The following is a 12,580-nucleotide window of genomic DNA, read 5'->3' as shown; positions in this document are numbered from 1 at the left end:
AATCGTCGCAGCTGATACCTCTACACCATATATCTCTTGTAGGTGTCCAGCAATCCCTTCGTAAGAAGTTCCAAGAGCATACAGGCCTAATATTTTATTATCTAACTCTTCATTTAAAATAGTCTGTCTTTTTTTTTATTAATTGTGGTTCAAAAGTACCATTACGATCTCTTGGCGTTTCAAGTTCAAAAGAACCTGAAGCCGTCTTCATAGTTTTAGTAGTAAGACCATTTCTCCGGTTATTCCCTTGTTCTAAACTATTTTCCAGTAAGTGACAATCCATTTCACTTTCTAGGGCAAGTTGTGTAAAATCTTTAACTAATGATGTTAGCAGTCCACCTGCACCAAGTAGCGGTTTACCTTGGTATAGTCCTTGAATGATTTCTATACATTTATCTTGATTAAGTATTTGCGATACTTGGTCTAGTTGAATTGGTTTCATTGGTTTGCTCATGTCAAATTTCCTATTATTTTATGCGAAGAACATGTGGATAAGTTGATAGTAACTTATCCACATTCTTCGCTATTTACAACATCAATAATCTTTATTTTATATATTTAAAAGATTATTTTTTTAACTTGACACAGTTTGACGAACACTCCCTAGATATACGCAGAATATTGTACTTATTATTCAATATCACATTTGATGGGTAAGATTTTTGTTCTATTGCTCTTTGAGACATATTGGAATAACGTCTAAGATAAACCCCTACAATCCCTGTACTACCTCCTAATATAAAACATAAACGCCAATATTCATGGTGACTAGAACCAATTAGAATTGCACTGACAGAAGAGGCAATAATAATCCCAAACATTGTTGATAGTTCGTATAGGTAAGATGCTTTCACTCCTCGACTCTGCGTCTTATTTTCTACAATATATAATTTGGCAATACAATGTTCTCCTTCACCAAAAATTCCTAACATCATTCGAATAATAAGCAGCATCAATGGTGAAAACCAGCCAATCATTTGATAAGTTGGTATAACTCCTATTAACATAGTGGTAATAGCCACGCCTATTAATGAATAGGATAAAGCCAAAGTTGCCCCTCGTTTTTTTGCAATTATACTAAAAATTATTGAACCAATTGGCCTGGTAATTATTGAAGTTGCTAACATGCCATAGGTTAAGATCAAAGCAACTATAGGGTCATCTTTAGGAAAAAAGACTATTGATAAAATTGGAGCAAGAAAACTATAAATAGCCGTATCAAAATGATCCAGACTATTACCTATTAAAATTGATAAATCTTTCTTTTTCATGAGAGACCGTAAAATTTTTGTCAAAAATTATCTATAGCTAACCCGATTAGTATGTTATCCATAGTAACTGGTGCTATTAGCGAGGAGGCACTTTGTGCAACACACCATCATTGCGAGCTGATGTATCCCCACGAAATTCTTGCTACATGAAACCTAGATGTCAAGCAGTTTACGAACTATTTGACACGTGAAAAGTATAATCAAAACGCTATGTATTTTAAAAAATTTCTAATTTTGAGAATTTATTGCATTTTTTGACCTGATTAAATGTTCTTCAAACCTTGTGAAGTCTAGGGTTTACTAAAATCAATTAATTGGCAACTCGTGTTATTTTGCAACAATTTCGTGGGGATACATCAGCTCGCAATGACATCTTTAACCTTTTTTCCGTGAACACTCACATTCAATCTACAACTGTAGTACTAGGATGACTATTATTTAAATAATCCTTTTAGCCCTTTTTCAATGGTAGATTTTACTTTATTGATGGGATCCTTATTATTAGAAGGCTCTCTTTGTTGATTATTTTGTGTTTCTTCTCCTGTAGCTTGTTTGTTTTTTCTTCCCCCAATAATATTTTTTAATAGATCTTCAGGCTTTGTGCCTTTCTTAACGCCATCAACCACGCTATTTACTAAATTCTTCGTAAGATATTCCTTTAATGCTTTAGCATCAAGTTTATGCTGTGGATTATTCAGATTGCCGTACAGGTGAACTTTCAATGGTGGTATTGAATTTATATTTACATTAATAGTACTATCCATATCAAGGGTATATTTAGGTAGGTTAACATTTCCAGTAATTGTGACTTCTGACGAAGCAACATCTAATTTACCGTTTATTATATTAACTACCCCTTCTTTTATTCCACTATCCACCGCAAGCTTTTGAAAATTTGTTTCACCACTTGCCAAGAAAACATCGAGCATTTTTAAAATAGTTGCCAGGTTTTTAATATTTCTAAGGTTATCTAATAGTTTTTGTAAATCAAATCCACTAATTATACCGTCAGATGCTGTTAATGTTGCTGTACCAAATAGGTTACCTACATATTGAGATTGGCTTTGACCTTTTGTTTTGATATCTGTTACAAAATTAACAGTCCCTTGTGTAACTTTAATTTTACTTCCCTGTGAAGCTATATTTTGCGAAACTATATTTTTTAACTTAGCATCTTTAAGAGTAGCTTTAAAGCTAACAGGTTGGTTAACTTGCGAAGAAATTTGTCCAGTAGCAAATAAAGTTCCCCCATATAAATTACCATTTATAGATTTAATATCTAGCACACCACCGGCAAGCAACATATTAGTTTTGACGTTATCAAAGTTCAGATTCCCTTTAATAATTTTCTGTATAGTTAACGTTAAATTTCCATCAAACTTGTTTAAAAATGATAAATCTATAACATCTTTAGACCAGGGTACAGAATTATCTACAACAGAATGATTTACATTTTGCACAGAATTAGCAGCCATATTAGGAGATGGTGTATCACTTAAGTCATCTAAATTTAAGGAAGCTATTGTTATATCTGATAAAATATTTGGTTTAGCAGAAGCTAAATTGATAGTTACTACTCCACTAAGATTTATAGGATTCTTTTTTAACTGAACAGTAAATTTATTTATATTAGTTTTAAGAGAATTCTGTTGTTTATTTTGTTGTTTAACAGTCTCTCCCTTTAGCCAAATATCTCCAAGATTAATCGGTAGAGTCATGCCAAATAAACTAGCAATGGCTGCTATCTCACTAATTTTTACATTATAAGAAACAACTAGCTCTTTATCCCAATCCTTAACCCCTACATTACCTGTTAAATTAGCTTTATTTACAGTAAAATTAAGGTTATTTAGAGATAAATTTTGATCTAAATAAGCAAAGCTTGTTGCCAGAGAAAATGTCTTATCTAACAATTTAATTTTTAAATCTACCTTATTATCTTGAAAGTGGAAGTTAGCATTACCTTTAGCTAATAACTTACCTACGGTAAAATCAATATCACTAATTTTTAATAATTTCTTATCACTATTAACGTTAAAAGTTAGTTTATGATCTAAATCGTTAGGGATAGACATATCAGGAAAAATACTTTGTAGGTTTTTAGCAGTTCCTTCCAGTTTAAGTTGTCCAGCAAAAGTCATATTATCGTAAGCAAAGTTACCTGAAAAATTAACCTTTTCTTGCAGAGCATTTAAATCTGCTGTTAAAGATATGATACCCTGCTTGTCTTGTATATTACCTTTGATATTATAATTCTTGCCAGAAGAAGAAAACTTACAGGATAAATCAGATGGTCCATGAAGATATTTGATTTTTAATCTGTCAATATCTATGGTTGTTGGAGAAGCGTTATTACCTTTAGTCTTATCAGTAAAATCAACATAATTTAACTTAGCATTAACAATTTTAATTAAGTTGATATATAAAGAAAATGGAGCTTTGCTATCGTTCATTTTATCAGTTGGGGTTGTACTAACATTGGTTGGTATTTTGGCAAATTCCCAAGAGGCTAAACCATTACTCATCCGTTCTAAATTAATTACTGGTTGGTTGATTTCAATCGTTGAAATGTCGATCTTTCCTTTAATTAGAGATAATATAGAAATAGAAGCACTTACTTCCTTAACATCCAATAAAGAAGGGTAGTTAGCACCATCTAGAGAGGCAAGTGTTAGGTCTTTAACGATAATAGTTGGAATGGGCAGCAAAGAAATGCTGATATCTCCATTGATTTGTAGTTCTCGACCAGTTATTTCTTTGACCTTATCAGAGGCTAGTTTTTTATATGATTCCAAAGAAATAAATAAAGGGGTTATCAGCAATATAACAATTATTAAAATAAATAACGCTACCGAATATTTTAGGAATTTTTGCACTATGCTGCTCATTATAATTATTTTATTAAATATATTGTGATGTCTGGTTTCTGTCAATGATATAGAATAATTAAAAAATCCTAAAAAAGTGCTTAGTGGGGAAGCTATAACCTGTTATAATGAAGTGCATTTTTGCATCATTAGAAAGAAATATTTTATGGTCTCTACCAAACAGCAAAATTATCGATTAAAATCATATTTATACTCCTTGGCTTACAAATATCGAGTATACCTATCTAGCATTGTCCTTATATATATCTGTGGTGTACTACTTGATATTTTTGTTAATTATCAAATTAGAGAAATTATTAATACTATTGCCAAGAATCCACATGACAATGTTACCCTACTTCTCTTAATATTTGTATTATATAAAATGATGCACCACGGGGTATATTTTACCTTTAGGCTTTTTGACATTAAATACAAACCAGTGATGCTGGCAGAAATCGTTGAATATGCCTACAACAAGACTATGAAACATTCTTTGCATTGGTTTGATTCACATTTATCGGGAGAAATTGCCAGTAAAATCACTGATTTTCAAGATGGCATTATAACTGTTATCACTATTCTTTGTCGTGCTTTGAGAGATATTGTAGTTGTTGTAGGTGGCATAATATTTTTGTGTACAATGAATTACAAGATAGCCGGAGTGTTAATTGTTTTTATTGTGGTGTATGTACCAATATTATCAGTTTTACTCCAGAAACAAATACAGTTACAAGAAGAATATGTTAAGGCACGACAAGAAGCGGTAGGTATTATCAATGACTCTGTTGCTAATATTTTTGGTATTAAAATTATTGGCAATGTTTGGACAGAACTGAAACTAAAGCTCCTGCCTGCCATTGATCAATGGAAAAGTTGGGATCGAAAAACTCGGGTATATGATGCTTATTATGTAGACTTGACTGATAGCATATTAATTACTCTAATGGCAGCGGCTCAAATATTTGTGGTAGCATATTTATATAAAACTGGACAAATCACTGCTGGTGATTTTGCCATTAGTATGGTGATTACTTTTAGAATTGAATGGGCGATTGATCAATTATTAGATAATATAATATTTTCCATTAATCCTAAAATCGCTGCTATCAAATCTTCATACAACTTTATTAATACTATCTCAAATGTCACCGATACAGAAAATGCTAAGTTGCTTCCTTCTGTCAAAGGTGATATTAAATATCAAGATGTAACCTTCAACTATGGTAGTGGTGTAGATAATATATTTGACAATCTTACATTACATATCAAAGCTGGAGAAAGGATTGGTATAGTTGGGACATCAGGGGCTGGCAAAACTACCTTAATCAAATGTTTGCTAAGATATTTCAATTTGCAAAGCGGAACTATTTTAGTTGATGGATATGATATTTCGCAGGTAACGGAAGAGTCACTAAGAAGCAATATTTCAGTAATCCCACAGGATATTACGATGTTTCATCGTTCTATCCTAGAAAATTTGCAGCTGGCTAAATATGATGCTACTTTACAAGAGATTCAGGAAGCCTGTAAAAAAGCTAGAATACATGATGATATTCTGCAGATGCCCAATGGTTATCATTCAATAGTTGGTGAACGAGGGGTAAAAGTAAGCGGCGGGCAACGGCAACGAATTGCAATCGCTAGAGCTATTTTAAAAAATGCCCCCATCCTTATTTTAGATGAAGCAACATCGGCACTTGACTCGCCAACCGAGGCTTTAATTCAAAACTCTATAGATGAAGTTTTGGAAACCACTAATGCTACAACTATAGTCGTTGCCCACCGTTTATCAACACTTTTACACATGGATCGTATTTTAGTATTCAAGCGTGGTAAAATTGTGGAAGACGGTACTCATGCTATGTTAATCGCTAGAGGAGAGTTATATAAAACTCTCTGGGATGCACAATATAGAGGATTTTTGCCGGACAGTGAGGATATAGTCAATTGATGAGAAGTTGGTGATGTCGTCGCTCAATGCTCGCCTATTACTTATAGGCGTCGCTCCATCGCTCCTAGCACCAAATCCTCCTGAATTGACTATATAGCTAACCCGAGAAGGTTAGCCACGCATATAGACTAACGTCATTGCGAGAAAGGCCGTAGGTCGACGAAGCAACCCATAAAAGCAACCAAAAATGGATTGCCACGACTACTATGTGGTCTCGCAATGACAGATAACGTCATTGCGAGCTGATGTATCCCCACGAAATTGTTGCAAAATAACACGAGTTGCCAATTAATTGATTTTAGTAAACCCTAGACTTCACAAGGTTTGAAGAACATTTAATCAGGTCAAAAAATGCAATAAATNGGCCGTAGGTCGACGAAGCAACCCATAAAAGCAACCAAAAATGGATTGCCACGACTACTATGTGGTCTCGCAATGACGTCTGGAACTTATACACTCCTAACAGTAGACGAAGTAATGTTAATCGGATCGCTATAACTTCAGAATCATTAAATATAATGTAGCACATCCTTAAAGTAGCCTGTAGATGGAGTAAAGCTATCTACTATTTTGAAACCGACTTTTTTATAGGCACTATTGTGACTTTGATGGTAGATTTTCCATGAGATTTTTGGCTATTTCACTATCTGACATGCCATTATTTTTTGTAGACTGCATATATATAGCTACTAATTTTACCATTTTATCACAAAACTCAGACTGCAGCATTTGAGAAGCTTCTAGTTTTTGCCTATTCATTAAATCTATAGTCTCAAGTTTTTTGCTTTCTAAGAATTTATCAATTTCCGCGTTTTGTTGTTCAATTAGATTATTGGCAGCTTCTTTGCCATTTTTGAGCATCTCTTCTCTTAGACCATCAAGCTGTTGTATTTGCTTTACAGCATCTTCAAATAGTAAAACCATATCTTCGTTAAGCTTTTGGGCTTCTGCAACTTGGTTTTTAATAGCAATAATTTTGTCATCTAACGATTTTAAAATTATATTTTTTATCGGTCTATAGACTAAATACAAAAAAATTAGGAAACAAATGGCTAACCAAAATTTTTCATCAAATAATTCCATTATTTCATCCCATTACTTTATCTTTTTGTAAGATTCTCTTAGTAATTCTAAATCAACTTGTTGATTGGTAATTTTTTGAATTAATAATTTTGCTAAATTGATACATGAATCATTTTCATCAAGCCAAAACGATTTGTTAATTGTCTCTATATCATGACGATTATTTTCAATTTGTACTTTCAATTGATCATCGAGCTGCTTTTTCTTTGATATAAAAGATGCTTCTATTACATCTGTAGCTTCTTTCTTAAGATTTTCTACGATATTTGATATTTCTTCCATCTTACTAGCATATTGCTTGTGCAGACTATCAGCTTTTGCTGCTAGACTTTCTGCACTAGCAATATTAGTATCTATATAGGATTTCCTATTCTTAAGAATCTTTTCAGTTAACGGTACGATGAATTTATCAACGAGAAGGTATAAGAAGCTGAAAGCAAATACCAACCAAAAGATTTGTGAACAATAAAAAGCAACGTCAAACTGAGGCATAGTTATATTAAGTAAATATCAACAAAATTGCAATTACAAACGAGAATAAGCCCATAGCTTCAGTAAGCCCAGCTCCAATTAACGCTACTCTTTGTAATTGATCACTAGCTGAAGGGTTACGAGCAATTGAATTTAGCAATGCACTGAATATATTACCTACACCAATGGCAGCACCTAGCATACCAATAGCCATAAGCCCTACACCAATAAATTTTAGAGACGTCATGTCCATATTATATAAACTCCTAAATATAAAAATTTCTAATGTGAATTTACAGCATCATTCAAATATACACAAGCAAGAATTGTAAAGATATAAGCTTGAAGTATTGCTACAAAAATTTCAAATCCAATAAGGATAATAATTAATGGAATTGGCAAAAATTTAAGGAAAATCATCAATGATACTATAAATCCTGCCATTACCTTTAATAATACATGTCCTGCCATCATGTTAGCCGCTAATCTTAAAGATAAACTTATGGGTCTTGCTAAATATGCAAATAATTCTATTACGATCATAAGCGGAGCTAACCAAATAGGCGTACCTTTAGGTAAAAATATTGATAAAAAATGCAGACCATGATTAATAAAACCAATAATTGTCACCATAAAAAATATCATAATTGCTAAGGCGAAGGTTACCGCTATATGGCTAGTAACAGTGAATCCGTAAGGAAGCATTCCGAGCAAGTTACATAATAAAATAAACATAAACAAAGTAAAAATTAATGGTATAAATTTACGCCCCTTCTCTCCAACATTTTGACTTAACGTCACTGTAATTATATCATAAATTATTTCAGCACTAAGCTGTAATCTAGACGGAATAATTTTTTCTGCTTTTAAAGCTAAATAAAAATACGACAGAACTATAACCCCAGCAAGCACCATATACAAACTGGAGTTGGTAAAACTAATATCAAAACCAAATAAATTAATTTCTACTATTTTCTTTATTGCAAATTGATCTAAAGGACTATGTGACATTATTTTTTATTATTTAATTTTTGCCAAATTATTCTAAACCCAACAAACGTACCTATCAATAAGAATATTATAACACAAAATGGTTTAGAATTAAACAACTTATCTAATGCAAAACCAGCAATCAACCCCAGCATCACGCTAGAAACCAAATCTAGTGAAATAACAAATGCATCAATTTGCTTTTCTGGATTAGGCTTAGGACGCCTCTGATGACTATTTGTTTTAAATTTATTAATCCTTTCTTGGATATCTTTTAATTTCTTTTGTGCCATGTATACTCAGATAGAAAATCAATAATTGCGTTGTCGTTATTCAAGATCGCAGTAGTCACATACTAATTTTGATCTTCGTCTACCAGTCTTCAAATGATAGGAGCATATACTTTTTTATCATTTAATAGGGTGAGTAGTAGAGCTGCTTAATGCTTTATCAATTTCCTTAGAAAGAGTTTGTAAATCATAGCCGTTGGTTTGTATACTATTAACAAAGAATGCAGGTGTACCAACAAAATTTGGAACACTAGCAGCAAGGTTAGTATTGGTTAGTAATGTTTCAACAATTTGGTTATCATTAAGACATTTAGCATAAGTTTCTGCTGACACTCCACCAATTTGAGCTATATTTGTTAGCAATTCACGATATCTATTACTGACTCCCCATTTATCTTGTTGCGACAATATCACACTTTGGAATTTAAGAAAACTATCTTTATTATTTTGACAACGCTGCAAAATTGCTGCATCTAAATCCTGTTTATTACCAATAAACTCACGAATTATGTAAGTAATTTTATTAGTGTCAATATATTTCTTTTTAAGCTTCGGTAGAATCGTGTCATGATAATAGGCACAATGCGGGCAAGTTGGGGAAAAATACTCAACTACCACCACATTTGCCTCAATATTACCAAGTATTATATCATTTTGACTAACATTGAAAGTTGGTTTATAAGATATCTGTTTCGGGCTAACAACCTGCACATCAGTCTTCCCATCAACAGATTCAACTGTAGAATTCTTTGTTGTTTCTAGAGGCTTCTCAGTATCAGTTGAAATCGTAGAATCTTGTTGTTCTACTTCCTGATCATCTACTATTATGTCTAATTTATCATTAGCAGGGTTATAGTCAATTGATGAGAAGTTGGTGACGTCGTCACTCGTCGCTCGCCTATTACTTATAGGCGTCGCTCCATCGCTCCTGCTACCCAATTCCCCTGAATTGACTATATCATTATTTTCTTCCGATGGTGCTTTCTCCTGACTTACCTCTGCCTTATTATCAGCTAACTTGTTTTTATTATTAGATGTATCACTTTCTTCTGAGCATGATATCAACAATAATGAGACTAGAATGATAATGATAGTATGCATAGTCTGGATATATTCTTTGAAATTAAATTAAAACACAAATGTTATATAAATATAAAGTTTTACTTACCTTTAAGCAATAAAAACTTGTATTTTTAAGGCAATATATTTTATCTTACCCCCATATCTGTAAGAATTACATTAAATTTCAATGAGTTATTGGTTGATTTACTAATTGGGTGTATAATATTGGTATTTATAGTTAATTCAGGAGAAGTTGGGGGTGTCATCGCTTCTAGGAGATAATAGGTTATTAGTTATGTATGAAAAAAGATTAAAAAACTGCTTCGTCTCTTTAAGCTCTGAGTATATCGTGTCTTGTAAGTATCATAATACTTTAAAAAGGTCTTTGTATACTTTTAGTATTATAAAAATCCTGCAACAAAATAGTGATTTGCTTGATTATCTTAGTTCGAATAGCCAAAAGAATTTGCATTCCATTTTGGAACAATACGGAACACTTTCTATTGAGCTGTTAAAGCAACAAAAATATCAAACAGAAGAGATAACAAATTTTTTTACTTCTCTTAAGCAATTATTGGATTATTTAGAAAACTCTTCTAATTCACATCGGGCAAAAGATAATCAAGCACTAAAAACAGTAATGGATTTAGCGGAAAATTTTGTACAACATTGTTGCCTACTGATAACTGAAGATATTAAGAATCAAGATGTTATAAATAATCTACAGGCGACTGCAATTATTGTAAATTTAGATATAGGTGCTAGGAACGATGAAGCGATGCCTATATGTAATAGGCGAGTAACTAGTGACAACGTCACCAATTTCTCATCAATTAACTATAATTTATTAACAGAACAACAAAATCTACTTTTAGATCAATTATTGCTTATTAAAGAATTATGGCAGATTGATTCTACTATTGATCTAAGGAAAGACTCTGTCCCATTGCTATTCCATGCCAATATATTATTAATACTGCAAGCAGAGAACTCCGTAGATTATAAATATACTTTTGAAAGAATTGTTAATTTCCTGATAAATGATCACAACGTATTAATAGAATTAACTAATGCTAAGTTAATTTGCTTATATAATAGGCTAAAAGATTTATGTGTTAAATCTAATATTATAAACCATATTTTGATAAAAATACATGAGGAATCGAAATTTAGAAAAAATTCCAATAAATTGAATAATTCAGGATATGAGCTTTTAGAATTATTTGAAAATTATAATACTATGATACATCAGATAGAAAATTCGGAATTTACTATAGTAGAAAGATTTTTACTCCAGCGAAATACCTTTATGCATGAAGTTTTAATTAATATTACAAAGCATATAAATGCTATCAGGATACTTAATATAACCGTAGACCCTGATCTTAATTATATACTATCTTATATTAGAAAAGGGTTAACTCAAAACATTCAAAGTGGTCATACTATTTCTTTAATGATTTCTTCTATTGAATCTAAATTTTCTTCAAAACTTGAAGCTAAAATTATTAAACGATATATTTCTTTAGATAGTTTTACTAAAAATGCCTTAAAAACTAGGTATCAGCTACTATTTAGCAATATTAGTTCATTGTTAAAAAAAGATCTAAATTATGTAGAGTTTATACAACAAATAATAACCTGTAAAATCGCAGCTGACTATAAGATAAATAGCTATGTTACTTCAGTCAAAATGTTGAGGATAATTGAACAAGAAAGGGTAATAGTAATAAACCAATTACGTGAAATAAATTTTGTAGAAATTTTTAGCGATAAATATTTAAATAAAACATTTAGTTTAAATTTTAAGAAATATGTCAGGAGGACTAATATAACAACTCCTTCAGGTTATGTTACAGTAATCATTAGAATATTGCTAACAACTTTTAGTGTTGAACAGCTTCAGCTCTTATCGCAATTTCTAAAGAATGGTAATTTAACGACAATTCAAGAAATTGTTCAGCAGGAGTTGGTTATGCAAGTTAAAAAACGCACCACTATAGGCAAAATAATATATTATATATTTACTAGGAGGAAAAATGAACTTATCATACTTAATAACATCAAGAAATCTCTAAATGAATATACTAACTGTCATTGCTAGGCTCTGTGAACAAAATTTTAATTGTTTAGATTTTGAGTATTTTTAAGCGAAAATTAATAAGATTTTTGCCGGAATAGTTAGTTCTATTTCAAAAAAATCTTATAATTTGCAGCTAAAAAGAGTCGAAATCTAGTAATTTAAATTTTGTTCACAGAGCCTAGGTATATAGTCAATTGATGAATTAATCAAAATCCACCCTACTTTTATCTTTTTACCCGCTATCCAAAAAAATCTCTACTCCATTTATCTGACAAGCATTTATTAAATCATTGTCTTTAGTAGCAATACCTAATCCTTCGTGCATAGCCAATAATAAGTAATTTGCGTCATATGAGGTCAGTTTATTACTACGAGCGGTATTTATAATCTCAGACATAGAAAATGATAAATCAGAAATGTATATTACGTCAATTCGGGATAAGGGATAAGAAAAAATAAAGGAGATATAGGAGTTGCAAGGAGTTAATGCCTGTGATAAATGTTTTTTT

12 protein-coding genes are annotated in these 12,580 nt (G+C 31.6%); 2 read left to right on the top strand and 10 right to left on the bottom strand.

Features of this window, described 5'->3' with window-relative positions; translation table 11 throughout:
- Positions 1 to 109: 109 nt before the first annotated feature.
- The 3 genes from RiCNE_RS05120 to RiCNE_RS05110 all read right to left on the bottom strand — a co-directional run bounded on the left by RiCNE_RS05120 (position 110) and on the right by RiCNE_RS05110 (position 4,159).
- Positions 110 to 454, bottom strand: coding sequence for a transposase (locus tag RiCNE_RS05120; protein WP_094649525.1), 345 nt, complete (start codon positions 452 to 454; stop codon positions 110 to 112).
- 112 nt (positions 455 to 566) lie between these two features.
- Positions 567 to 1,271, bottom strand: coding sequence for an MFS transporter (locus RiCNE_RS05115; RefSeq protein WP_094649524.1), 705 nt, complete (start codon positions 1,269 to 1,271; stop codon positions 567 to 569).
- A gap of 434 nt (positions 1,272 to 1,705) precedes the next feature.
- Entirely contained in the window at positions 1,706 to 4,159 is a 2,454-nt protein-coding gene (locus RiCNE_RS05110; RefSeq protein ID WP_094649523.1) for an AsmA family protein, read from the bottom strand.
- Between the two features lie 145 nt (positions 4,160 to 4,304).
- Here RiCNE_RS05110 and RiCNE_RS05105 point away from each other — a divergent pair, with 145 nt between their 5' ends.
- A complete protein-coding gene (locus tag RiCNE_RS05105) occupies positions 4,305 to 6,092 on the top strand; it encodes an ABC transporter ATP-binding protein (RefSeq protein ID WP_094649522.1) in 1,788 nt (595 codons plus the stop codon).
- A gap of 594 nt (positions 6,093 to 6,686) precedes the next feature.
- On the opposite strand, the gene RiCNE_RS05095 is transcribed toward RiCNE_RS05105, so the two are convergent.
- The 6 genes from RiCNE_RS05095 to RiCNE_RS08430 form a co-directional block, all read right to left on the bottom strand.
- A complete protein-coding gene (locus RiCNE_RS05095; protein WP_094649520.1) occupies positions 6,687 to 7,175 on the bottom strand; it encodes a F0F1 ATP synthase subunit B family protein in 489 nt (162 codons plus the stop codon).
- 12 nt (positions 7,176 to 7,187) lie between these two features.
- Entirely contained in the window at positions 7,188 to 7,667 is a 480-nt protein-coding gene (locus tag RiCNE_RS05090) for a F0F1 ATP synthase subunit B family protein (protein ID WP_094649519.1), read from the bottom strand.
- Between the two features lie 7 nt (positions 7,668 to 7,674).
- A complete protein-coding gene (locus RiCNE_RS05085) occupies positions 7,675 to 7,899 on the bottom strand; it encodes a F0F1 ATP synthase subunit C (RefSeq protein ID WP_094649518.1) in 225 nt (74 codons plus the stop codon).
- A 29-nt stretch (positions 7,900 to 7,928) separates the two neighbouring features.
- Positions 7,929 to 8,657, bottom strand: coding sequence for a F0F1 ATP synthase subunit A (locus tag RiCNE_RS05080; RefSeq protein ID WP_094649517.1), 729 nt, complete (start codon positions 8,655 to 8,657; stop codon positions 7,929 to 7,931).
- On the bottom strand, positions 8,657 to 8,929 hold the full coding sequence (locus RiCNE_RS05075; RefSeq protein ID WP_094649516.1) for an AtpZ/AtpI family protein: 273 nt from the start codon (positions 8,927 to 8,929) through the stop codon (positions 8,657 to 8,659). Before RiCNE_RS05075 ends, RiCNE_RS05080 begins: the two co-directional genes overlap by 1 nt.
- Positions 8,930 to 9,046: 117 nt before the next feature.
- Complete coding sequence (locus RiCNE_RS08430) at positions 9,047 to 10,027, bottom strand: thioredoxin domain-containing protein (RefSeq protein ID WP_094649515.1); 981 nt, start codon at positions 10,025 to 10,027, stop codon at positions 9,047 to 9,049.
- A gap of 256 nt (positions 10,028 to 10,283) precedes the next feature.
- Between RiCNE_RS08430 and RiCNE_RS05065 the strand changes: the two genes are divergently transcribed.
- The gene (locus tag RiCNE_RS05065; protein ID WP_094649514.1) at positions 10,284 to 12,092 is read left to right on the top strand and encodes a hypothetical protein; all 1,809 of its coding nucleotides are present in this window, start codon (positions 10,284 to 10,286) and stop codon (positions 12,090 to 12,092) included.
- Positions 12,093 to 12,303: 211 nt separating this feature from the next.
- On the opposite strand, the gene RiCNE_RS08050 is transcribed toward RiCNE_RS05065, so the two are convergent.
- Positions 12,304 to 12,580: type II toxin-antitoxin system VapC family toxin (locus RiCNE_RS08050; protein WP_239832712.1), on the bottom strand; the 277-nt coding region annotated here is incomplete at its 5' end.

Source organism: Rickettsia endosymbiont of Culicoides newsteadi, assembly GCF_002259525.1.
In the GTDB taxonomy this organism is placed as follows: Bacteria; Pseudomonadota; Alphaproteobacteria; order Rickettsiales; family Rickettsiaceae; genus Tisiphia.
The sequence above is the reverse complement of the archived record's forward strand: the minus strand, read 5'-3'. Positions and strand labels throughout refer to the sequence as shown.

What these genes read in the sequence shown, in the direction of transcription:
- RiCNE_RS05115 (WP_094649524.1), bottom strand. Translation starts at nt 1,271, where the DNA reads ATGAAAAAGAAAGATTTATCAATTTTAATAGGTAATAGTCTGGATCAT.
- RiCNE_RS05090 (WP_094649519.1), bottom strand. Translation starts at nt 7,667, where the DNA reads ATGCCTCAGTTTGACGTTGCTTTTTATTGTTCACAAATCTTTTGGTTG.
- RiCNE_RS05105 (WP_094649522.1), top strand. Translation starts at nt 4,305, where the DNA reads ATGGTCTCTACCAAACAGCAAAATTATCGATTAAAATCATATTTATAC.
- RiCNE_RS05075 (WP_094649516.1), bottom strand. Translation starts at nt 8,929, where the DNA reads ATGGCACAAAAGAAATTAAAAGATATCCAAGAAAGGATTAATAAATTT.
- RiCNE_RS05065 (WP_094649514.1), top strand. Translation starts at nt 10,284, where the DNA reads ATGTATGAAAAAAGATTAAAAAACTGCTTCGTCTCTTTAAGCTCTGAG.
- RiCNE_RS05080 (WP_094649517.1), bottom strand. Translation starts at nt 8,657, where the DNA reads ATGTCACATAGTCCTTTAGATCAATTTGCAATAAAGAAAATAGTAGAA.
- RiCNE_RS05095 (WP_094649520.1), bottom strand. Translation starts at nt 7,175, where the DNA reads ATGGAATTATTTGATGAAAAATTTTGGTTAGCCATTTGTTTCCTAATT.
- RiCNE_RS08430 (WP_094649515.1), bottom strand. Translation starts at nt 10,027, where the DNA reads ATGCATACTATCATTATCATTCTAGTCTCATTATTGTTGATATCATGC.
- RiCNE_RS05110 (WP_094649523.1), bottom strand. Translation starts at nt 4,159, where the DNA reads ATGAGCAGCATAGTGCAAAAATTCCTAAAATATTCGGTAGCGTTATTT.
- RiCNE_RS05085 (WP_094649518.1), bottom strand. Translation starts at nt 7,899, where the DNA reads ATGGACATGACGTCTCTAAAATTTATTGGTGTAGGGCTTATGGCTATT.
- RiCNE_RS05120 (WP_094649525.1), bottom strand. Translation starts at nt 454, where the DNA reads ATGAGCAAACCAATGAAACCAATTCAACTAGACCAAGTATCGCAAATA.